Origin of the sequence: Microcoleus sp. MON1_C5 (assembly GCF_036701875.1) — a bacterium.
In the GTDB taxonomy this organism is placed as follows: Bacteria; Cyanobacteriota; Cyanobacteriia; order Cyanobacteriales; family Microcoleaceae; genus Microcoleus.
In genome coordinates this window covers 1-22,048 of record NZ_JAUBRN010000074.1, presented here as the reverse complement: position 1 = coordinate 22,048, position 22,048 = coordinate 1, and the positions used below count along the sequence as shown (strand labels likewise).

General features: G+C 46.3%; 25 protein-coding genes and 1 pseudogene. 13 read left to right on the top strand and 13 right to left on the bottom strand.

All coding sequences use genetic code 11. The annotated features are described in order from the left end of the window. Nucleotides 1–152 precede the first annotated feature (152 nt). From QUA71_RS25540 to QUA71_RS25530, 3 genes are all read right to left on the bottom strand, one after another. Nucleotides 153–329, bottom strand: coding sequence for a hypothetical protein (locus tag QUA71_RS25540; RefSeq protein WP_333289365.1), 177 nt, complete (start codon nt 327–329; stop codon nt 153–155). 205 nt (nt 330–534) lie between these two features. Next, entirely contained in the window at nt 535–1,350 is an 816-nt protein-coding gene (locus QUA71_RS25535) for an FkbM family methyltransferase (RefSeq protein WP_333289364.1), read from the bottom strand. A gap of 216 nt (nt 1,351–1,566) precedes the next feature. After that, entirely contained in the window at nt 1,567–2,073 is a 507-nt protein-coding gene (locus QUA71_RS25530; RefSeq protein WP_006634121.1) for a hypothetical protein, read from the bottom strand. 137 nt (nt 2,074–2,210) lie between these two features. Between QUA71_RS25530 and QUA71_RS25525 the strand changes: the two genes are divergently transcribed. From QUA71_RS25525 to QUA71_RS25505, 5 genes are all read left to right on the top strand, one after another. Further along, nucleotides 2,211–2,453, top strand: a complete 243-nt coding sequence (locus QUA71_RS25525) for a hypothetical protein (RefSeq protein ID WP_006634122.1) — start codon at nt 2,211–2,213, stop codon at nt 2,451–2,453. A gap of 313 nt (nt 2,454–2,766) precedes the next feature. Beyond that, a complete protein-coding gene (locus tag QUA71_RS25520) occupies nt 2,767–3,849 on the top strand; it encodes an ATP-dependent 6-phosphofructokinase (RefSeq protein WP_333213620.1) in 1,083 nt (360 codons plus the stop codon). 256 nt (nt 3,850–4,105) lie between these two features. Next, nucleotides 4,106–4,528, top strand: coding sequence for a thioesterase family protein (locus QUA71_RS25515; protein WP_333289361.1), 423 nt, complete (start codon nt 4,106–4,108; stop codon nt 4,526–4,528). A 136-nt stretch (nt 4,529–4,664) separates the two neighbouring features. Next, complete coding sequence (locus QUA71_RS25510) at nt 4,665–6,257, top strand: slr1306 family protein (RefSeq protein WP_333289359.1); 1,593 nt, start codon at nt 4,665–4,667, stop codon at nt 6,255–6,257. A gap of 186 nt (nt 6,258–6,443) precedes the next feature. Next, nucleotides 6,444–7,934, top strand: a complete 1,491-nt coding sequence (locus QUA71_RS25505) for a DUF697 domain-containing protein (RefSeq protein WP_333289357.1) — start codon at nt 6,444–6,446, stop codon at nt 7,932–7,934. Nucleotides 7,935–8,119: 185 nt separating this feature from the next. Here QUA71_RS25505 and QUA71_RS25500 read toward each other — a convergent pair whose 3' ends face one another. Together QUA71_RS25500 and QUA71_RS25495 are read right to left on the bottom strand one after the other, a co-directional pair. Then, on the bottom strand, nt 8,120–8,809 hold the full coding sequence (locus tag QUA71_RS25500) for a hypothetical protein (RefSeq protein WP_333213612.1): 690 nt from the start codon (nt 8,807–8,809) through the stop codon (nt 8,120–8,122). Nucleotides 8,810–8,930: 121 nt separating this feature from the next. Further along, nucleotides 8,931–9,773: a TlyA family RNA methyltransferase gene (locus tag QUA71_RS25495; protein WP_333289355.1), complete on the bottom strand. Its 843-nt coding sequence runs from the start codon at nt 9,771–9,773 to the stop codon at nt 8,931–8,933. A 222-nt stretch (nt 9,774–9,995) separates the two neighbouring features. Here QUA71_RS25495 and QUA71_RS25490 point away from each other — a divergent pair, with 222 nt between their 5' ends. Further along, on the top strand, nt 9,996–10,235 hold the full coding sequence (locus QUA71_RS25490) for a hypothetical protein (RefSeq protein WP_333289353.1): 240 nt from the start codon (nt 9,996–9,998) through the stop codon (nt 10,233–10,235). Between the two features lie 253 nt (nt 10,236–10,488). Here the strand turns inward: QUA71_RS25490 and apcB are convergent, their stop codons facing one another. After that, complete coding sequence (apcB, locus tag QUA71_RS25485; protein WP_006634129.1) at nt 10,489–10,998, bottom strand: allophycocyanin subunit beta; 510 nt, start codon at nt 10,996–10,998, stop codon at nt 10,489–10,491. Between the two features lie 340 nt (nt 10,999–11,338). Here apcB and glnA point away from each other — a divergent pair, with 340 nt between their 5' ends. Continuing rightward, nucleotides 11,339–12,760, top strand: coding sequence for a type I glutamate--ammonia ligase (gene glnA, locus QUA71_RS25480; RefSeq protein ID WP_190658238.1), 1,422 nt, complete (start codon nt 11,339–11,341; stop codon nt 12,758–12,760). Nucleotides 12,761–12,869: 109 nt separating this feature from the next. Here glnA and QUA71_RS25475 read toward each other — a convergent pair whose 3' ends face one another. Continuing rightward, entirely contained in the window at nt 12,870–13,310 is a 441-nt protein-coding gene (locus QUA71_RS25475; RefSeq protein WP_333289351.1) for a hypothetical protein, read from the bottom strand. A gap of 76 nt (nt 13,311–13,386) precedes the next feature. On the opposite strand from QUA71_RS25475, the gene QUA71_RS25470 reads away from it, so the two are divergent. From QUA71_RS25470 to QUA71_RS25455, 4 genes are all read left to right on the top strand, one after another. Beyond that, entirely contained in the window at nt 13,387–13,713 is a 327-nt protein-coding gene (locus tag QUA71_RS25470) for a hypothetical protein (RefSeq protein WP_333289348.1), read from the top strand. Then, nucleotides 13,710–13,943, top strand: coding sequence for a hypothetical protein (locus QUA71_RS25465; protein WP_333289346.1), 234 nt, complete (start codon nt 13,710–13,712; stop codon nt 13,941–13,943). Before QUA71_RS25470 ends, QUA71_RS25465 begins: the two co-directional genes overlap by 4 nt. Before the next feature lie 310 nt (nt 13,944–14,253). Then, entirely contained in the window at nt 14,254–15,156 is a 903-nt protein-coding gene (locus QUA71_RS25460) for a ferritin-like domain-containing protein (RefSeq protein WP_333289344.1), read from the top strand. A gap of 176 nt (nt 15,157–15,332) precedes the next feature. Continuing rightward, nucleotides 15,333–15,836, top strand: coding sequence for a YbjN domain-containing protein (locus tag QUA71_RS25455; RefSeq protein ID WP_190658221.1), 504 nt, complete (start codon nt 15,333–15,335; stop codon nt 15,834–15,836). A gap of 53 nt (nt 15,837–15,889) precedes the next feature. Here the strand turns inward: QUA71_RS25455 and QUA71_RS25450 are convergent, their stop codons facing one another. From QUA71_RS25450 to QUA71_RS25440, 3 genes are all read right to left on the bottom strand, one after another. Beyond that, nucleotides 15,890–16,348 (bottom strand): divergent PAP2 family protein, encoded by a 459-nt coding sequence (locus tag QUA71_RS25450; RefSeq protein ID WP_190658220.1) that lies wholly within the window; start codon nt 16,346–16,348, stop codon nt 15,890–15,892. Between the two features lie 14 nt (nt 16,349–16,362). Next, nucleotides 16,363–17,289 carry a geranylgeranyl diphosphate synthase CrtE gene (crtE, locus tag QUA71_RS25445; protein ID WP_190658217.1) on the bottom strand — a complete coding sequence of 309 codons (927 nt, stop codon included), beginning with the start codon at nt 17,287–17,289 and terminating at the stop codon, nt 16,363–16,365. A 190-nt stretch (nt 17,290–17,479) separates the two neighbouring features. Further along, on the bottom strand, nt 17,480–18,367 hold the full coding sequence (locus QUA71_RS25440; protein ID WP_333289341.1) for a LysR family transcriptional regulator: 888 nt from the start codon (nt 18,365–18,367) through the stop codon (nt 17,480–17,482). Between the two features lie 111 nt (nt 18,368–18,478). Here QUA71_RS25440 and QUA71_RS25435 point away from each other — a divergent pair, with 111 nt between their 5' ends. Both QUA71_RS25435 and QUA71_RS25430 read left to right on the top strand, forming a co-directional pair. Next, nucleotides 18,479–18,967 carry a GNAT family N-acetyltransferase gene (locus QUA71_RS25435; RefSeq protein WP_333289340.1) on the top strand — a complete coding sequence of 163 codons (489 nt, stop codon included), beginning with the start codon at nt 18,479–18,481 and terminating at the stop codon, nt 18,965–18,967. A gap of 64 nt (nt 18,968–19,031) precedes the next feature. Then, nucleotides 19,032–19,805 (top strand): methyltransferase domain-containing protein, encoded by a 774-nt coding sequence (locus QUA71_RS25430; RefSeq protein WP_333289338.1) that lies wholly within the window; start codon nt 19,032–19,034, stop codon nt 19,803–19,805. Nucleotides 19,806–20,061: 256 nt separating this feature from the next. Here QUA71_RS25430 and QUA71_RS25425 read toward each other — a convergent pair whose 3' ends face one another. The 3 genes and pseudogenes from QUA71_RS25425 to QUA71_RS25415 form a co-directional block, all read right to left on the bottom strand. Then, the gene (locus tag QUA71_RS25425; RefSeq protein WP_333289373.1) at nt 20,062–20,652 is read right to left on the bottom strand and encodes a calcium-binding protein; all 591 of its coding nucleotides are present in this window, start codon (nt 20,650–20,652) and stop codon (nt 20,062–20,064) included. Nucleotides 20,653–20,895: 243 nt separating this feature from the next. Next, nucleotides 20,896–21,084, bottom strand: a pseudogene (locus QUA71_RS25420) (bifunctional 5,10-methylene-tetrahydrofolate dehydrogenase/5,10-methylene-tetrahydrofolate cyclohydrolase); the annotation flags it as partial. A gap of 151 nt (nt 21,085–21,235) precedes the next feature. Next, entirely contained in the window at nt 21,236–22,033 is a 798-nt protein-coding gene (locus tag QUA71_RS25415) for a calcium-binding protein (RefSeq protein ID WP_445243828.1), read from the bottom strand. Nucleotides 22,034–22,048: the final 15 nt, after the last annotated feature.

The following is a 22,048-nucleotide window of genomic DNA, read 5'->3' as shown; positions in this document are numbered from 1 at the left end:
CAACAAAAGCGCCTTGGGATTAATTGTGGTAGTTGACACTCCCCCGTCATAACGTAGCTTGACGGGGGATTCTTCCTTGACAGCTTGATGCCAAGTAAAAGCAGTGCCTTTACTTGGTCTTACTCTAGCTGCAGAAGCTACTGAGGTATGCCCTACGTCTCAAATTCGTAAACCTCGATTTCTAATGTTTTTAGCTGCATGGATGTTTCTATCATGGTGAGGGCCGCATTAGGGCATTCCCACTTTCTGATATCCAATGATATCAAATCCGTTAGCATCGGAATAGTAAATTCGAGTTGACTGTTGACTGTTGACTGTTCACTGTTCACGGCGTCAACAGTCCACAGTCAACCCTCAACAGTCAACATCATTCCGGTGTAACCGGAAATGATATGAAAGCCTATTTACAGCAGATTGCAAGCTTATAGACGGCAATAGCAGCATTTAGAAAACCAGTTTTTTAGATGTTGAGGATTAATTAAATAAGCGTGCGAAGTGCGACCCGGATTTAGTATCAGATGGAAGCAACTTGAGTTAAATGATGACATAATCTTCGCCCAAAACAACTTGATTGACCTGTGGTTCCGGCTCTACTGGGTCGCTGTAATGAGTGTCAATATATTGGATCAAACTTTCTCGATAAGCTTTGAGATGCGAGTTAAGTGCTTCGAGATCCTGCTCTCCTGTCGCGTAACCCCTCTCTCTTCGGAAGTGACCGGATTCCTTAACAAAAGCCATGTCAACTTGCCACAAAGCTTTATCAATCGGGCGATATGCCAAATCAACAATATCGTAAGCTGCGAAGCCTTGGGACTTCATAAAGCTCATTACATCATACATCTGACCGAACAAAGTAACTTCTACAATTACATATTCTGTCTGCTGCAAAATTTCAGTTGCTCCCGCTAAAACATCTAACTCCTGTCCGTCTACATCCACTTTAATTAAATACGGGCCTGGCAAGTTTCTTTCCCTGCATATTCCATCTAGGGTAATTGCTGGTATGTTTCTCAAATAAGGATTGCTGCTGTCAGTAACGCGATTTTCAGAAAGTGAAGAATGCACCATACCGGGACTGACGTTGAGGGTGAAAACTCCCGATTCTTTGCTCGCTGCTGCAATAATGTATTCTGCACTTTTGAGCTTGCGGCAAATTTTGGCGAGGTAAGGTTCATTTTCGGCGATGGGTTCAATTAGCAAATGTCGAGAATCTGGGAAAGTTTCGTAAAGGTTAAAAGTTCCCAAGGCTGCACCGACATCAATCACAGTTTTTGGTTCAAAACCTAACTTTTTAGCCAGCAGCAAGCTGCCTGACATCGAGTTTCTGAGAGTTCCTGTTTGTTGGTTCACAATTTTTTTCCTATTTTTTTGAAGGTAGATAAACGAAACGTCAAATGTGTGGGATTTTGGGTGGGTTCCTCAATCTCAAATATTCCGCTATTCTCTACATTTTTTAGCAACAGGCTTTTGGGTCGGTTCCACAAGAGACAAGAGAATTAATTTGTAATGGAACAGGCCGAAAAGCTTCTGAGATTGTTGCTAGATGTGAGTCAACCCAACCTGCTACTATTTCGCCGACTTCTGCGCCTTGTTTTCCGGTTCGACAGATTGCAAAGCTTCGTCGAGAATTGCCCGTGCTTCTTCGGCTTTACTTCTGGCTTCTCGATAGCGGACGTTAGCTTGAGCAAAGTTTTTTAGAACCTTGAAACCATCTTTCAAACGACCAATTTCCTCGGCCGTCACAGCCTCATCTGTAAACAAAATGTCGATCGCCGCCCGGATTTTGAGTGCTTCTTCGCGGGATTCCATGACTTTCAATTTGAGACTTGCCAAATTGCTCAAAATCTGGACGGCTTCAGTAATCGCGTCCTCGCCTTCAGACGCAGCATCTTCGATATCCTTAACTTCAACAAACTGCTTGGGCCCAAATCCCTCCACGAGTTCCGTAGGCAGCTTGCCCTCATCCATGAGATCCATCAGGCGATCCATCGCTTCTTCCCGGGCTTTGGCTGAATCTTTCCCTTTGACAGTTAAAATAATTTCGGGGCTTTGAGGAAGTGTATAGCGAACCATATTTTGACAGCCTGTGCGCGAAAACAATTGAATGATATTTTATCTTTATTCGATCGCCAGTTGCAGCTATCAATCCGCTCCATTACCAACCGCTTGCCAAAACTTGACACATATACACTCAAAAGGAACCCTCGACAATGAAAGATAAATTTCTTAACTTGCTTAACTTGCTTTTAGTAGCTGATGTGTTTTTCGTCTTTGCCATTTTTGGGTGGTTTGTGATCGCAGTAGCAGGTCGATCGACTGGGGTGAATCTCGGTTTTGATTTGTGGTACAGTCTGTGGCAGCCCGTATTTAATCCCGCCCTCGGAATTCTCATGGGCGGTGCTATTCTCAGCGGTATAGTTAACCAAGTTTCTAAACGCCTCAATCCCAAGTAAAATTGATGTTTTGTTGGAGACGGTGATTGGCGATGCGACTGAGTTGGCGATCGAACTTGTGGGATGCGTCAGAAATGAGGCACTCCATTAGGTCGATTAAGCTTAAAAATACATAAGTAGTCAAAAGCGAGTGAAAAGCTCTCTGAATGAGCGATCTCTTAGGAAAGCAATCACAAAAGTTATGATAGCTTTACATTCTGTTACAGGGTAAAGTTTATTTTCGCCTACCTATTTAGGTCGGAAATAAGGATTGGACGATCGGGATCTAAAAAAATCAAGTCATGTTCTGAGTAACAAAAGTCGGGCCTTAATTATGGGAGAACAAAAATGTATCGGTATCCTCACCAGCGGGGGTGACTGTGCAGGCTTAAACGCAGTTATCCGAGCCGTTGTCCACCGCGCAACGGGAACTTACAATTGGAAAGTGATGGGCATTCGTCAAGCCACCAAGGGATTGATGAGTCGTCCCCCTCAAGCAATTCCCTTGGATATTGAGAAAGTAGACTCGTGGCTCACCATTGGCGGTACGATGCTAGGCACGACAAATGAGGGCAATCCTTTTGCCTTCCCGATGTCTGATGGGACTCTACGCGATTGTTCTGAGGACATTATCGAAGGCTATCACCAACTAGGTTTGGATGCCTTAATTGGCATTGGTGGCGATGGCAGTCTTGCCATTCTCAGGAAGATTGCTCAACAAGGTAATTTGAATTTAGTTGCTATTCCTAAAACTATTGATAATGATGTCGGAATTACCGAGCGTTCTATCGGTTTTGATACGGCTGTCAATATTGCTACTGAAGCACTAGATCGCTTGCATTTTACTGCGGCTAGTCACAGTCGCGTTATGATTGTTGAAGTCATGGGACGCGATGCCGGACATATTGCGATCAGTGCCGGAATTTCTGGGGGAGCTGATATAATTCTGATTCCGGAAATCCCTTACAAAATTTCCCAAATCTGTGCCCAAATTCAAGAACGCCAAGACCGGGGAAAAAACTACTGTTTAATTATAGTAGCGGAGGCAGTTCGCACAGAAGCAGGCGAGTTAGTAATGCACACAAATCGCTTAGGTCAAAGTCGATTAGGCGGAATTGGTCAGTATTTAGCTGATACAATTTCTGACTGTAGCGGTGCAGAAACTCGCGTCACCGTTTTGGGACATACTCAACGCGGGGGAACTCCTTCACCGCTAGAAAGATTAATTGCTTCGGCTTTTGGCGTGGCAGCAGTTGATTTAGTTGCCGAAGAGAAATACGACTGCATGGTATCTTGGCAAAAGCGGGAAGTTGTGAGCGTTCCTCTGGAAGATGCGATCGCCAAATACAGACCTGTAGAGTTAAATGGTACTCTGGTTAAAACGGCCCGCGGTTTAGGAATTTGTCTGGGAGACTAAACAATTACCCGTCCGATTTCTCAAAGTTTTAGTCCGGGACGCACTCAGAACCACGAAACTGGGTTAACCGAGACTGAGGTGTGCTTAAAAAACCAAGGTGTTCACCGGCCTTGCTTCCACGACTAATATTAACCTGGAAGTAGTGGCGTTTCAACTATGATTAGTGTACCTTGCAATTAGTTCCGAGCGAGTATCGACATCGAGTGCGATCGCACTCGGAACTACAAAATACCGCAACAAGTAGAAAGGTGAGAAATTGACACCATTTACTGCACAAATTAGAGTGCGCCATTACGAAATGGACGCCCTCGGTCATGTCAATAATGCTGTCTACCAGCATTATTTAGAACACGCTGCGATCGAACATTTAGAACACTTGGGATTTACACTCGATCGCTACCGGGAACTGGGCGGCGTCTTTGTAATGCGGCGGATAGAGATTGACTATTTGCGATCGGCCGCTGCGGGCGATCGATTGGAGATATCCACTTGGATCGAACAAATGCGCGGCCCGCGGGCTGTTCGCCGCTACGAAATTCGCTTAGCTGGAAGTGACGAAATCTTGTTAAAAGCAGAGGCGCTTTGGGTTTGGGTAGAAGTTACCACCATGCGACCGCGAGCAATTCCCAAACAAATAATTGATATTTTGGAATCACAATCTCAAGCATTACCAACATAGAAAAAAAATCAACTATCTTTGCAAAATCCTGTAAAAATCTATTGGTTTGTAGTGAGGACTTCAGTCCCCTATTCCCCGTTTGTAGTGAGGACTTCAGTCCCCTATTCCGCGTTTGTAGAAGTGCAAAAAGTTGATTGTGCAGCGGGCCGCAATTCCCGATAGCAAAAAGTCGGATCGCCCGCCTGCCAGTTTGGATGTCACAGAGGTACGATGGAATATAGGGAGGGAGGCCAAGCCGGCTAAGGTTAAGCTTGGTGACAATACCCACAGGAAGGAAAAAATGACACTTAACTTGCGGCGACCGATTTTAATAGGCGGAATAGGACTTTCAGCAGCGCTGTGGCTGCTGGAAACTCTACAGCATTCGGGTTCAGAAATGGGCGAAACGGCACTCATCGGCTTGGCTGCTGCCGGTGCGGGGTATTGGTGGTGGAAGCAACAATCCCCCAAACTGGAACTCGCACTCCCGCAACCCCTGGCGAACCGGGAAGCAGCCGAAAAAGCGATCGCGGCTTCTGAAGCCGCCATTAAATTGCTGGCTTCAGAAGCTCAAAACTCCGCCGATCCTGCTAATCTAACAGCAAAGCTCGATCGGCTCAGAAGCGAATTAGACAGACAAGACTTGCGGATTACCGTCACGGGCGGCAAAGCTGTCGGCAAAACTGCCTTAATTCAAGTTTTAAATTCTAATTGGGCATCTCAACACCCGCAAAAGCTTAGTTTACAAGAAACGGCACCGCTGTTTGCTAATACAAATGCCGATGCCAAAATCAATGGTGATTTAGCGCTGTTTGTGACAGCGGGCGACATCACAGATTCCGAATTTCAAACATTATCTCAGCTAGCGTCCGCTGGTCAGCGCGTGCTGCTAGTCTGGAACAAACAAGACCAATATTTACCAGAACAGCAGTCGCAGGTTTTGCACTCTTTGCAGCAAAAAATGCAAGGAATATTGGGGACAGAAGATATAATTGCGATCGCAGCTTCTCCCAATTCTATTAAAGTGCGCCGACACCAAGCGGACGGCACAGTTCAAGAACGCATCGAAAAGCAAGTCTCTCAACTCGACCCGCTGACGGAAATATTGACTAAAATCTTAACTGAAGAACGGCAACAGTTGGTCTGGGCGAGTGCAGTGCGCGAGGCTGCAAGTATCAAGTTAGAGGCAAAAACCTTATTAAATGCAGTCAGGCGCGATCGGGCAATTCCCATTATCGAACAATATCAGTACATCGCCGCCGCCACCGTGTTTGCCAATCCGGTTCCCGCTTTAGACTTGCTAGCAACAACCGCCATCAGCACCCAGCTCGTAATCGACCTCGGCGCTATCTACCAGCGAAAGTTTTCCTTAGACCAAGCTAAGACAGTAGCGGCTACTTTGGCTAATCAAATGTTCAAATTGGGATTAGTAGAACTGTCTACCCAAACTATTACTGGACTGCTGAAAAGCAATGCCGTCACCTATGTAGCAGGAGGCGCGGTGCAGGGAATTAGTGCAGCATATTTTACCAGAATAGCAGGACTGAGTTTAATTGAATATTTCCAAAGTCAAGAACTGGAAAATGCTGCCAAAGGCATTTTCAATCTCGACCAGTTGACTAAAACTTTGCAAGCAGTATTTACGCAAAATCAGCAAGTTTCCTTCTTGCAATCTTTCGTCAACCAGGTGGCGAGTCGCCTTTCATCTCAGGTATCTGGGCCCGAAACCGTTAAGTCGGCGGTCAATTAGAAGTAGTCCAGCATCTGATGTTAAATTGGGTCGATCGCCCAGGATATCCGTAGGGACACGGCAGTGCCGTGCCCCTACCTAATTCCCAAATAAAAAATTATAAATTTATGAAAAATTGTATTAAAATAAGAAATAAGATTTATAATTCGACGATCAATTATACCTGCTTAAAAAAGCCGATCGCCAATGGCTGACAATTCCCTTCAAGAAAATCGCTTATCCCTTGCCCGCGCCAGTTTGCGCGAAGCCCTGGCGCGCTATTCCCACCTGCGCCAAGGGAAAAAAAACTCGAATAATACAGAATTAGAAGCGGCGCTGCAATATCAGTTAGATATCTTAACTTCCACCTCAGAAAAACTAGACCACAACGTCATCCGCATTGCTACTTTCGGCTTAGTCAGCCGTGGCAAGTCAGCCGTATTAAACGCGCTTTTAGGTCAAAAAATTCTGCAAACAGGCCCTCTCAACGGCGTGACTCAGTGGCCGCGTTCCGTGCGCTGGAGTGTGCCTTTATCCTTCCTTGACAGCGACGAATCCCCCCAACCCCCTCTTGCCAAGGGGGGGAAAGAAGGGGTGCAAGTTGAATTAATCGATACTCCCGGACTTGATGAAGTTGGCGGCGAAGTGCGCGGCGAAATGGCGAAACAAGTAACTCGCCAAGCTGACTTAATTCTGTTTGTCGTTGCAGGCGATATCACCCGAACTGAATATCAAGCACTGTGCGAATTGCAAACAGCTCAAAAACCAGTAATTTTAGTTTTTAATAAAATTGACCTTTATCCAGAATTAGACAGAAAAGCTATTTACCAAAGTTTGCAAGCGCTGGGAAATTCTGAAGAGTTAGCAGCCGCTGCGGTAACAGAGGAAACAGATAGCGAAAATTTGTCCGATCGCCCAAACAACTCCTCCGATAAATCTACCGCAAAATCACCGCCTAAAATTGCCAAATCATTAGAAATAGTCATGGTAGCCGCCGAACCCGCGCCGGTGCAAGTCCGAGTGGAATGGTCCGACGGAAGAGTAACTAACGAATGGGAGTCGCCACCCCCGCAGATAGACGAACTCAAACATAAAATTCTCACAATTCTTAACAGAGAAGGTCGATCGCTCCTCGCTCTAAATGCTTTAGTTGAAGCTAGAGATGCCGAAGCAAACATTGCCCGTCACGTTCTCAAATTGCGGCAAACAGAAGCCGAAGATTTAATCTGGCAATTTGCAAAATATAAAGCTTTGGCTGTCGGTTTAAATCCAGTGGCATTCTTGGATGTAATGGGAGCAAGTGTCGCAGATTTAGCCTTAATTCGCTCTTTATCCAGACTTTACGGCTTACCCATGACTGGTTACGAAGCCGGGAAACTTTGGCAGACTATTTTCTCCAGTGCTGGCGGCGTACTTTTGGGAGAATTGGGTAGCAGTTTTCTATTGGGATTTGGCAAAAGTGCGGCGGCTGCAGCCCCCCACATCGGCTTTTCTACTTTTGCCGGAGTCGCTGTCACTCAAGCTAGTTTAGCAGCTTACGGAACCTACGCTGTCGGTCGTGCCGCCCAAGTTTACTTAGAAAAAGGCTGCACCTGGGGCCCCCTGGGACAAGATACGGTAATTCAAGAAATTCTCGCCACCATAGAGCGTAATACAATTATCGATCGCTTGCAGCAAGAGTTTAAAATTGGCAATTAAAAATTGCCCTAGTAGTTGAGTCGGGTACGTCAGCAGATGGTTATTTGTGAATAATCGAAGAGCTAGGATCTGACGCACCCTACTGCTTTTATTCTTATACAATTGTCAAAAAAGAATGCAACTGTAGCTAAGCTTCCAACCACGCTCTTCATCCGTGATTCCCAATTCTTTAATCGAAAATCGTATTACCGTCTGGCAATTCTAACGCCTTCCCTAAAATGGGCGATGGTCGCAATTACCGCTATAGAAAAGTAAAATATTCTAATCAGCCAAAAACAAACCCGCATTGACCAAGAAACAATAGTCGGAGCAATACCAGTGAACTGTACAAATCTGGAATTAACTCTTTTTTCAAAGCTGTCAAGGTCTTTCATCTCCGATTGTTTCGTCGGAATAACCGGAAACTGACCAGTATATACGTAATAACCGATAAAACCAGGCAATCCTACTTTTCTATTCAAAAATGAGTTAGTTAAGGTTGCAGTTTGCGGAGGCGATAATTTATCCGATTCTTCCACTTTTTCCAGCCAAGAATTATATCGAATGGCTGGCGTAATCATGAAAACTAAGGGAACTATAACTATCAACACAGCAGCACTAATTTTGCGACCGTATTGAGGGTGTAAAAGCCTTGTCGCCACACCCACTCCCATACCGATAAAAGCAAATACCAATATATTTAACAGTTCAATAATTTCGATACCCCTCAACAAATCGCCGATAATCAGAAGTGTATATAATAATTTGTCGGCTAGTAGCAGAGCGGCCCACTTGATGAGAATTGAAACGCCTACAATAGTAGCTACAATCGCCACATACCCGATGGCACCTAGAACGTACAGGAAAATCGAACCGGCTTGTTTGAATGATTGCATGGAATTATTCACTAAGTGAAAGTTTAGGAGTCTGATTGACAAAAATTTTTAAAATTTAGAGCAATCTGGAGTTCCAAATTTGATTTTTAAAATACGATTAGCTTGACATCTTGAAATCAATCTACAATCGATCGACAAGTTCCCGCGCCGCCGCTTTGGTGACTTGTGCGATCCGTTCCTTCACAACATCCTCTTCGATCGCCTTCGGCTCTGTTTCTTGGTCGCGATCGATCCCCAACCATAAAAGATACTCGATATTACCGGCCGGGCCAAGTAAAGGCGACCACGTTAAGCCGCGTTGCTGCCATCCTAAAGCTGTGGCTGCCTTCCACACTTGAAAAATCGCATCGGCTTGAGTTGCTGAGTCTCGCACTACGCCTTTTTTCCCGACTCTCTCGCGCCCTACCTCAAACTGCGGCTTTACCAGCAACACCGCTTCTCGCGGTGGTACCAACAATTCCCACAGCGCCGGTAAAATCTTATCCAGGGAAATAAACGACACATCTACTACCGCCAAATCTGCTCGCTCAGAGTCGCCGTAAAGCTCAGCAGCAGTCATGTACCGCAAATTGGTGCGTTCTTTCAAAATTACCCTCGGATCGTTACGCAAGCCCCAATCTGCTTGACCGTAGCCAACGTCTACGCCGTACACTAGGGCGGCGCCGGCTTGCAGCAAACAGTCGGTAAAACCGCCTGTGGAAATGCCGCCGTCGAGACAAATTCTGCCTGCAACGGGAATCGCAAAAACTTCTAAAGCTTTGGCTAATTTGTCGCCGCCTCTAGAAACATAGCGCGATCGCTCTTTGATCTGAATTTTTGCTGAAACATCGACCTCAGTGCCCGGTTTGTCAACTACCTGTTGGTTGATAGAGACTTTCCCAGTGCGAATCAAGGCCTGAGCTTGCTGTCTGGAACTGCACAAATCTAGGCTGACCAATAATGTGTCTAGTCGCTGTTTAGCCAAGGTTTTTAATCTGTACGAATAGGGTTAAGAACAGTACCAGATTAGCACTTACGCACAAGCCCCACTGCTAATTTTTGGCGATTATTTTGGTTTTGCGATTGTCGCGGGGCGATCGCCCCCAGCTCACATGATGTGACTGAGATCGCTGTGAGTGTGTAGTTTTATCACAGATAAACATTCATAGAATCACACAATAATTTTTGTTACTAGCGGATGATTTATATGCAGCTAAAAGCGCTACAAATACCATCAAGGCGATCGACCATGAAAACAATTAACTTTCCTATCAGAAATCCTGGCAATTGTCAAGAAAATCCCCTCGCATTCGTCAGCGGTGACATCATCCACATTCTTTACCCCAACGGCGAAGTAGAAGCAACAACCGCCGAACAAGTGGATCTGGGTCAAACCAAAAATCCCCTGGACAAATGCCTCGTCTGGGGATGTGTTGACGATTTTTAGCACCTGTTTCAAACAAGAATGCAATTGTAGGGAAGCTCCCAACCCTTAATTCATCAGTCATTCCCAATTCTTCAAATTTTTAATCTATTATTTTTAATCTATTATTTTTAATCTGAAATCTTTAATCTAAAATTGTATAACCCATAAAAAAAGATCGCTTGGAGGCTGTGAGGCCAAAAAAAGCGATCGATCTAACTGCTGCTAACTGCCAGCCACAAGTGCAATTTGCTGTTAAAAGAATTAGCAAATTGACTTAAATATCTTGTTCGCTCAATTCGCGCATCAAGTAATCAAAAGGCTGCTCCAAAAAAGGCCCCACAGACAAGCCAGCAGCTTGCACTTGAGCCTTAACCATCTCCTTCATAATGCCAATCCCCATCACCGTCGGGCCAATGGGAACGCTTAGAGAATTGTAAGTTTCCCGCAAACCTTGCAGCACGCGCTCGTCGAGCACGTCGGTACTTCCAGCCACCAGGGCGTAAGTAGCATAGCGCAAGTAGTAGTCCATATCCCGCAGACAAGCCGCGTAGCGACGAGTCGTGTAGGCATTTCCGCCGGGACGGATCAGTTCCGGTTGTTCAGCAAATAGCTGGATACCAGCTTGCTTGACAATTGCTGCAGCATTGCTGTTAATCGCAGCCGCCGCCTGTACCCGTGCCGTGCCCGTTGCAAAATAAGATTTCAACCGATCGATACCATCTCGGTCTAAATACCTACCAGCAACATCATAATTTTCAATCAGGCTCGTCACTGCATCGCGCATAAGTTTCTCTCCCAAAAATCTTTATCAATACTTTGCTATCTGAGACAGACCGCCTATTGTAGACTACTACAAATCGGCGTTTGATTAAGATTTGAGATGGGATTTTCACTCTAGGTAGTCTATCCTCGGCAAACGGCAGCAAAATTCAGCCGTTTGCCTTGTATCTTCAGCCGAAAAATAATCTACAGGGCAAGAATCACGAACTGCCCGGCCGCACTGGGCACCAATTTCAAAATTTTGTAGCCATAGATACAAAATAGTGGGTACTGAAGGCCTACGATCGCCCAAACAGTCTGAAATCGGCCGATCGCCAAGACACAACCAATATCAGGAGTAAGTCATGTTCCAGACACCCCAAGAAGCCTTAAACTACATACAAGAAAATAAGATCCAGATCGTTGACCTCAAATTCATCGATATGCCGGGGATCTGGCAGCACCTTTCCCTGTACCACGACCAAATCGACGAAAGCTCATTCACAGACGGCGTACCCTTCGACGGTTCCAGCATTCGGGGCTGGAAAGCCATCAACGAATCTGACATGACGATGGTCATCGATCCGACAACCGCTTGGATGGACCCGTTCATGGCAGAACCGACCATCAGCTTCATTTGCAGCATCAAAGAACCTCGAACCGGCGAACCGTACAGTCGCTGTCCGCGCACCATTGCCCAAAAAGCCATAGACTACTTGCTTTCGACCGGTCTCGGCGATACAGCATTCTTTGGCCCGGAAGCAGAATTCTTTATTTTTGATGACGTTCGCTTCGACCAAACCCAAAATTCCGGCTACTATTACGTAGATTCGATCGAAGGTCGTTGGAATTCCGGCAAAGAAGAAGTAGGCGGCAACCTCGGCTACAAACCGCGTTACAAAGAAGGTTATTTCCCAGTAGCACCAACCGATACCTCACAAGACATGAGAACGGAAATGCTGCTGACAATGGCAAAATGCGGCGTACCCATCGAAAAACACCACCACGAAGTCGCCACCGGCGGTCAATGCGAGCTCGGTTTCCGCTTTGCCACTTTAGTACAAGCAGCCGACTACTTGCTGACTTACAAATACGTAATCAAAAACGTCGGCAAAAAATACGGCAAAACCATCACCTTCATGCCCAAACCGCTGTTTAACGACAACGGTTCCGGGATGCACGTTCACCAGTCGATTTGGAAAGACGGCCAACCTCTATTTGCAGGCGATCAATATGCAGGTTTCAGCCAAATGGGACTGCATTACATCGGCGGCATTCTCAAGCACGCACCGGCACTTTTGGCAATCACCAACCCCACGACCAATTCCTACAAGCGTTTAGTTCCGGGCTTTGAAGCGCCTGTAAACTTAGCTTACTCTCAAGGGAATCGATCGGCATCAGTGCGGATTCCGTTGTCGGGAACCAACCCCAAAGCCAAGCGGTTAGAATTCCGCTGTCCCGATGCCACATCCAACCCCTATTTAGCATTTGCAGCCATGCTGTGCGCCGGCATAGACGGCATCAAGAATCAAATCGATCCGGGCGAACCTTTGGACGTGGATATCTACGACCTTTCGCCTGAAGAATTGAGCAAAATTCCTTCGACTCCCGGTTCTTTGGAAGGCGCTTTAGAAGCTTTAGAAAAAGACCACAGTTTCTTAACTGAAACCGGCGTATTTACCGAAGACTTCATCCAAACCTGGATTTCCTACAAACTCGACAACGAAGTCAACCCGATGCGCCTGCGTCCTCACCCCTACGAGTTTGCTCTCTACTACGACTGTTAGAAAATAAATAATTAAAAATTAAAAGTTAAAAATGGTGATTATACCATTTTTAACCTGGAATTTTTAATTAATAAGAACGCCGCCCTTAAAAGCGGCGTTTTTTTGGAGTTTAGAACTTCTGAATCAGAGCCCAGACTCTCCCGTTACCCGACACTATCTGGGCAACGCTGTTAGTAGTAGCGCCCTCTGTAGCCTCAGAGACATCCTCTACAGCCCATTTATTTGCTTTCTCATCAACAATAAACAAATCGTCAGCGGTAGTGCCTTCCTGAACCCGATATATCTTATTCAAAATGAAACGCTGTCGCGCCTCAGCTTTTGGTATGCCTGTAACTTCATCAGGATCGATAGAGAGGGCACTGCCTTCTTTTAATGTACCTTTCGAGTTACTTAAATTGCGATCGTCCCTTTGAGCAACCCGCACGCCGTGAAGCTGCATACAAGGCTCTGTCTCAGAGATATTTGAGACAGCAGCTAGCGCCCCACTTTTTTCTAAACCGAGAACCGCTGCAAAAGCCGTCAAAATTAGCAAAAGCTTGAAATGATTCACTGTATTTATGCTCCTTTGTTTGTAAGGTGCTGCACTCATTTTAAATTAGCAATTAGCAATTAACAATGACCAAACGATGTCCGATATTTTTGTGATGATCCGCAATCAGAGCAACGTCGCCATGACTTCAGTTGACGGCATTGCCTTTGTCACTTTACTGACTCGGGAGGGACGAGTGCTGGCCGAGGAGACAGTGGACCTGTTTGAGGCAGATGTGAATTTTGATAACCTGAAGCAGGGAAAATATACTGTAGTTGTCAGGCACGAAGGCGTTGAACCTCGATCGGCAACTTGTAGTGTTACAATCACCGATGAAGATAAAGTAATCATGCTGACATTTGTTTACTTGGAGCTAGAACGGGTGCTGCTCCGCATTCAAACTTCAACCGAAGAAAGACTATGACCGTGAAAGTTACTCCGCCAAATTCAATTAAAATGTTTCGCTATCGAGTACATTTCTTGGCAAAAGACCTCTGGAGGGAAAAAAACCCGGTTTGTCGGATGAATCTGGCTTTACAGTTAGCCGATGTGGCGACAACTCTGGCTAGGTTGGAAGTAGAAGAGGCGCGAAAATTTCAACAAGAGTCTGCTATTGTTGAGACAAAAGACTTGACGGAACCTGAAGAGTTTTGAGTGCGTGAGATTGCTTTCTGCGCTCCGCGCAACCCTTGCGTGATAGCAGTTAAAAAAAATAACGCAACTGTAGAAAAGCTCCCAACCCTGATAATCATCAGTCATTTTTAATCTAAAATCTAAAATCTAAAATCTAAAATGGTATGACTCGCAACTCAAAACTATTGTCATTTGTTGAGCTAGTAAAAAAATTGTCTGTATAAAATTGAATCTCCGTGCTAAACAATAACTTTCTGCCTTGCGAGGTAATTGGTTGTCGAAAAAACTGCGTTACACTTATATAGGTATCTTTACAAAACAACATAAAACCATGACTGTTGCCTACCCCCGCAAGCTTCGCAACGCAATGGGAGCGCGCGAGATTTTAGCTAATGTAGTGCGCGATCGCGAAATTCACCTGATCACCCTCAACCGCTACCGCTACAGCGAACAGCGCAGTTGCAAAGACCTCACCGACTTGATCGAACGGCTAGACGGCGAACCGGCCGAACTCGTGCGCGACCTCTCCCGGCACATCTCGGACGAAGCGCGACACGCCATGTGGCTTACCGACTTGCTGGTAGACATCGGCCAAAATGTGGGAACGCCGCCGGGAGTCTCCTACATTGACGAATTTGAAAGGTTGCTCGACAGCGAGCAAAAAGACCCCGCCCAAGACCGCGAAGACTTTGTAATTTCTTCCCTAGCGGCGATTAACGTCACCGAGAAGCGGGGCTGCGAGTATTTCTCAGCCCACATCCACGCCCTCAAACAGGCTCCCCAAACCGCAGAAAATGTCAAAATCCGCGAAACAATCGAAAAGATTTTTCCCGAAGAAGCTGGTCACGTCCGCTGGGGCAACCGCTGGCTGGGCTCCATAGCTGCCAAAAGCCCGGAACACCGCCAGAAGGTGGAACAGGCAAAGCGCAAGTATGTGGCGATCGAACAAGCAGCATTTGAATCGGGAATGGATATCATGCTCGGGGCCGAACTCCGCCGCGTCACCCGCCTTGTGGATATTGCCAACACCATGCCGATGTGGGAACGCCCGCAATACCTGATGGAACGCTTGCCCAGAACCCTGCTGGCCCCGGATCTGCAAATGACCAGAGTTGATGTAGCTCAGCGGGCCTGGAACCGCGACCCGCAGGCATTTATGGAGAAATTGGTGCCCATGTTCCTCAACGGCTTGAATACCATTGAGAAGAAGCCGGCGACTAAGCCCAAGGCTTAAACACGATCGCGAACCCGGTTGAAACCGCTCTGCAAGTCAAACTTGCGCCTGCCTCCGCAAACAAGCGAGATCTACTGGTTCCCAGGCTATGCCTCGGAACCAGTTATTTAAAGTCATAATTTTAAGCTTTAGCAAGTAAACTGATTATTGGAATAGTTTTCCATCTAAATATAATCATGACTACCAGCGAGCCGAACATACAAACAGTTTCCACAGAAAGCCTTTTAAGTGAAAGCGCGATCGCCTCCGAGCAGGTCGAAAAAGCCACAGCCGTCACCTATGCAGAAGAAATTGAAACTGTCATCGCCAGCATGGCTGTAGACCAAAAAGTGATGGTCGGTCAAAGTGAAGCTGGCGGACATCTTTGGAAGTTCAAGTACGGCAGTGTCGAAGTGTTCGTGCAACTTACGGGCGAAACCGAAGATGATACTTTGACTGTTTGGGCTTTTGTACTGCAGTTGCCAGCCAACAATGAAGCTCAATTAATGCGGAAACTTCTAGAAATGAATTGGCTGTCTACTTTGGAATCTCATTTTGCGATTGTTGACAATCAAGTTGCAGTAATATCTACTCGGACGATGGCGGAAATCTCGACCGGGGAAATTTCTCGGGTTATTACTATTGTCGCCACGGTCGCCGATGACAACGATGACCTGCTGCAAGCAGAATTCGGTCAGTAGTCATTAGTTAACAGTTAACAGTCAACAGTTAACAGTCAACAGTTAACAGTTAACTAATATGCAGGCCCTGCGATCCAAGCAATAGTGATTCCCAGCCCCAAACCTACAAGCACTTGAAAAGGAGTGTGTCCCAGCAACTCTTTCAGGCGAGCCTCATTAAGGTTGTGATCTTCCTCAAAAAACTCGTCAATAATTTGGTTGAGGATGCGAGCTTGCTTGCCTGCTGCTTGGCGGACGCCTGCTGCGTCGTACATCACAATAATTGCAAAGATCGCAGCGATCGCAAAGTCCGGACTTTCCCATCCCATCGTTTGTCCGACTCCAGCAGCCAAAGCGCCCACAAAAGACGAGTGAGCGCTGGGCATTCCCCCCGTTGTTACCAAATACTGAAGATTAAACTTGCGATTTTTGACCAACTCGATCGGCAACTTCATGATCTGAGCCGCCAGACAAGCGAGCAAAGCAACCACGAGTACATGATTGTTGAATATGCCGCTGCAAATTTCCTGCATAGTGTTTGGTATTTCTAGTTACTGCGGCTGGTAATAAAATCGGCGATTGCCAGCAGCGGTAGAGCTTTGCTCCCAAACACTGCCAATTGATCCTTAGCATCAGCAACAAGCTGCGAAGCTTGGCGCCGAGACTCCTCAATTCCCCACAAACTCGGATAAGTGACTTTTCCTGCTTGAACATCTTTGCCAGCAGTTTTGCCCAGTTCTTCTTGGGTAGCAGTAATATCCAGAATGTCGTCAATTATCTGGAAAGCCAGCCCAATATTTTGAGCGAAACGAGACAGCCGCTGCAAATCCGCAGCCGAGGCCCCAGCCAGAATTGCCCCACAAACTACGCAAGCCTCTAACAGCGCCCCTGTTTTGTGAGCGTGAATGTAATTCAAAGTTTCCAGAGAAACATCTGTCTTTCCTTCCGATTCCAAATCAACCACCTGACCGCCTACGAGTCCAGCAGCACCCGATGCCCGCGCTAAATGGGCGATCGTCTGCAACACCTGCTGGGGGGGTACGTTCTCAGTTTTAGTAGCGATAAATTCAAAAGCATAGGTCAGCAAACCATCGCCAGCCAAAATGGCGATATCCTCGCCGTAGACTTTGTGGTTCGTCAGTTTGCCGCGCCGGTAGTCGTCATTGTCCATTGCCGGCAAATCGTCGTGAATCAGCGACATCGTGTGGATCATTTCCAAAGCGCAAGCTGTCGGAATTGCCATAGATGTAGTGCCGCCGGCCAGTTCGCAGCTAGCCAGACACAGGATCGGACGCAGGCGCTTGCCCCCCGCTAGCAGCGAGTAGCGCATTGCTTCGTAAATTTTTTCTGGGTAGATGACCGGGAGTGCACTGTCGAGAGCTACCTCGATCGCCTCTTTTCGCTTGACTAGATAAGTAGATAAATCGAAAGAGGATTCCGGTTGGGACGAACCCATTTCTGTTGCCAATACCATCCCTTGCTCTCTTGTACTGAATAGTTACGTGGGATATTGTGAGCCGTTGGGGTCGGATCGTGCCGACTTTTACGGCGGTAGTTGCTCGAAGTCCGAGCATCAATTAATCATTCTACGGGTGTTGTTGCACAGAAAATCTTTGAGTTTTGATAACTTTGTCAAATTACCAGTCAATCTAAAATTTACAATCTCAAATATCAAATCCGCTGATTTGTCTGGCAACTTCCAAAAACCGCTGCACCGCCGCCGTTGGATCGCTGCGCCAAATCAGAGCGATCGCCACAATGCAGGTTGATTCGGGTAACGCTTTGTAAACAACCCCGCTGCGCTGGAAATTTTGCATCGACGCCGGGACGATCGCCACTCCCATCTCGGCGGCTACCAGACTCACAATGGTTTGCATTTGAATTGCTTCTTGAGCTGCGATCGGGCTAAAACCTGCTTGTTGACAAAGACTGACGATCGCATCGTACAGTCCCGGAGCCTGGGAACGCGGAAATAAAATGAACGGTTCGGTGGAAAGTTCGCGCAATTCAAGATGCGTGCGATCGGCCGCCGGATGCGTTTCTGGAAGTGCCACGATCAGCGATTCTCGAAAAACGATTTCAGAATTTATCCCGTCTTCCTCAACCGGAGGACGCACGAAGCCGATATCAATTTGCCCGAACCGCAGCCGCTGCAACTGTTCGTTTGTCGTCAGTTCGTGCAGTTCGAGCTTGACGGCGGGACACCGAGTGCGAAAGGCCTGCAAAATCGCTGGAACTACGTTGTGTGCTGCAGAACTCACAAAGCCGATCGTCAGTTGGCCGAGTTCGCCCCGACTGGTTTGTCGGCCGAGTTGAATAGCTCGATCGACTTGCTGCAGAATTTTCCCGGCCTCCTCGAAAAAAACCTGTCCCGCTGCCGTTAAATGCACCGTCCGCTTGGTGCGGCGAAACAGTTGAAACCCCAACTCTGCCTCTAAATGCTGGATTTGTTGGCTCAGCGGAGGTTGGGCAATATGCAGTTTTTCGGCTGCACGAGTGAAATTCAGTTCCTCTGCAACTGCAATGAAATAACGCAAATGCCGAAGTTCCATAGCTCCTCAATCATTTATATTTAAAAAGTATAAGTTGTTAGTTAAACATATATTGGACATTTATGATGATATTTCATACAGTGATTAATAGGCGACATTGAGAATTAAACAATGGCTAACTTGGATATCAAAATTAGAGAAGCAGAGCTGGCAGATTTGGAATTAATTGTGGATTTTATTTCACAAAAAAGCGAGTTCGATGGATGTAAGAATCTGTTAGCAGCAACAGCAGATAAATTGCAGCAAACATTATTTTCCCAGCCTCCGCTAGTGCGGGTTTTGTTGGCTGAGGTTGCCGGGAACGCGGTAGGATTTGCTCTTTTTTATTCCTCCTATTCCAGTTTATTGACGCAGCCGTGTCTTTGGCTTGATGATTTATTTGTGCAAGCTCCTATGCGCGGAATGGGAGTCGGTACAGCGCTGTTAAAGTATTTGGCAAAAATTGCTGAGTCCCCAAATTGCGGGGGTAGGGAATGGACGGTTAATACTGCCAATGCGCCGGGAATTGCTTTTTATCAAAAGCAGGGAGCGCGGATTTTGGAAAATATTAGGGTTTGCCGTATTGAGGGGGATGGAATTAATCTGCTTGCTGGCCAATGATTTAATAACGAACCCCGAAGGCGCGAAAAACGCGAAGAGAAGAGAAGAGAAGAGGAGAGAAGAGATGTCACAAGATTTTTGGAATTCTGCCCTTTATGAGAAAAATCATGCTTTTGTTTGGCAGTACGGTGAATCAATTGTGGAGTTACTCGCTCCGAAGGCTGGTGAACAAATTCTGGATTTGGGCTGCGGTACGGGACAGTTAACTGAAAAGATTGCTCAAAGTGGTGCTTTTGTGCAAGGTATTGATTCATCTTTCTCGATGATTTCCACGGCCAAACTCAACTATCCTCACATTAACTTCTCTGCCGCAGATGCGACTAATTTTCAAGTAGAAAATCCGTTAGATGCTGTGTTTTCTAATGCGGTTTTGCACTGGATTAAACAGCCGGATGCTGTGATTAATTGTGTGGAAAAAGCGCTGAAGCCGGGAGGGCGTTTTGTGGCTGAGTTTGGGGGTAAGGGGAACGTGGGGGCGATCGTCCGGACACTTTTGAGTGTTTTGTCAGAAATTGGCTGCCAGGAGCCTGAAGCGCTTAATCCTTGGTATTTTCCGAGTATTGGCGAGTATGCTGGGCTTTTGGAAAAGCAGGGATTTGATGTGGGTTATGCGGTTTTGTTCGATCGCCCGACTCCGCTAGAAGGTGGCAGCGCGGGTATGGTAAATTGGATTGAAATGTTTGCTGGCGGGTTTTTGTCGGGGTTGTCTGATGATGTGCGATCGCAGGTAATTAACGCAGTTGAAGAGCGTTTGCGATCGGCGCTGTACCGCGATGGTAATTGGATTGCAGATTATCGCCGAATTCGCGTTGTTGCTATCAAAAATTCCTCACGGTAAATCATAGTGATTAGTGATTTCGATCGCAGTTTGAAATCGCTACTACACCCACTTTCGTCCACTCCCAGCGCACTCAAAGAGTAAATAATTTTACAGGACTTACGCTGCCTAATCAATTTTTACACGACCCATAGTAGTAACGTGCGAAATACGCACCCTACTACTAGCGTTTCTGCGTAAGTCCTGTAAATATCAGGAGTTAATTTGTGGCTAACGATATGATAAGTTTGTCCGCTCACCACTGATTGTCCTGAACTTAGAAACCCTGAACGGAAACAATCCTGCTTTGTAGTTCATTAGGGGTTACATACTGTACAAAACCTAAAATCGCGTTAGAATTCCTGACTCTGATTAGAGTTCCTGAAGCAAGTTCGCTAATGCTGACCAGATTTGGGAGCACTGGTTGTAAAGCTGGCGGCAGATCGAACCTATATGTGAAGCTCACATTCTCTACCGGCTCCAACACTATATCATTCACCGTTAAGCCACTCGCTAATCCAATGCGATCCCCATCAGGATCAAAAAATACGATCGCATCACTAGAATTGATATCTGTAGTGGCAGGATCTATTCCCAGAACGCATAAATTATTGTCAACACACATTAAGTAGTCTCTGCCCAAGCCGCCAACCAGAGTGTTATCCCCCCCTCCGCCGGATAAAAAATCATTGCCTCTACCCCCAAATAAAATATCATCGCCACCCCCTCCACTAAGGAAATCAGCATCTAGACCACCACTGAGGCAGTCATTTCCATCAACTCCATCCAGGGCATCTCTTCCTTTTCCCCCAAATAAAGAATCGTTGCCTGCAAAACCTGCGAGAAAATCTTCCCCTTCATTTCCCAGGATTAACTCGCTAGCCCCTGAGCCATCTACTGTATCGTCGCCATCGAGCGCCCAAGCTCCTAAAGGGAAGTTGTTTAGAGCTCCCGGAGAAAGTACAATACAATGAATTCCGAGGTGTTGTCGCCAATTAAGCGCAATGCCCCTGACGCATCCGGTTTTAAAGCCATAGCTAAAATCTCTCTGTGTTGGTAGATTACTAACCCTACTAATTGAGCCAATACTGGCTCACAAGTCGGTTCCAATTCAATTAGAACCGTATTCAATATAATTCGAAACGGTATTTTCCAAAAGCATAGCAACAGTCATCGGCCCGATTCCTCCCGGCACGGGCGTGATAAATTCGGCTACTGTTTTAACAGCATTAAAATCCACATCTGGGGCCAAACGACTCGTACCGTCTGGATTGACGACGCGGTTGATACCGACATCAATATAATAGTCAGTTTTTAAACAAGCCATAGTAGTAAGGTGCGAATTTCGCACTCTACTACTAGCATTTCTGCGTAACTCCTGTAAATATCAGGAGTTAATTTGTGGCTAACGATATGATAAGTTTGTCAGGTCAGCAGTGATTGTCCTGAACTTAGAAACCCTGAACGGAAACAATCCTGCTTTGTAGTTCATTAGGCGTTACACCATCTACAAAACCTAAAATCGCGTTAGAATTCCTGACTCTGATTAGAGTTCCTGAATAAACTCCGGTAATTCCGCTTCTGGGTTGAGCTGCTGAAGCAGATCCACTTGCGTCGGCCGGACCTGGAGGGAGTAATGGTTGTAAAGCTTGCGGCCGCTCGATCGTATATGTTAATGCCACATTCTGTACCGGCTCCAACACTATATCATTCACCGTTAAGTCACTCGCTAATCCAATGCGATCTAAATCAGTATCAAAACCTTCGATTATATCACTAGAATTGATATCTGTAGTGGCAGGGTCTATTCCTAGAACGCATAAATTATTGCCAAACCCACAACTTAATAAGTCTCTGCCCAAGCCGCCAACCAGAGTGTTATTCCCCTCTCCGCCGTCTAAAGCATCATTGCCTCTACCCCCAAATAAAATATCATCGCCAGCCTCTCCAAGAATAAAATCAGCATCTAGACCACCACTGAGGGAGTTATTCCCCTCCTGTCCAAACAAGGCATCTCTTCCTTTTCCCCCCAATAAAGAATCGTTGCCTGCAAAACCTGTGAGAATATCTTCCCCTTCATTTCCCAGGATTAACTCGCTAGCCTCTGAGCCATTTACTGTATCGTCGCCATCGAGGGCCCAAGCTCCTAAAGGAAAATTTGTTAGATCTCCAGGAAAAAGTTGAATCAATTCCGAGGTGTTGTCGCCAATTAAGCGCAATGTCCCTGACGCATCCGGTTTTAAAGCCATAGCTAAAATCTTTGT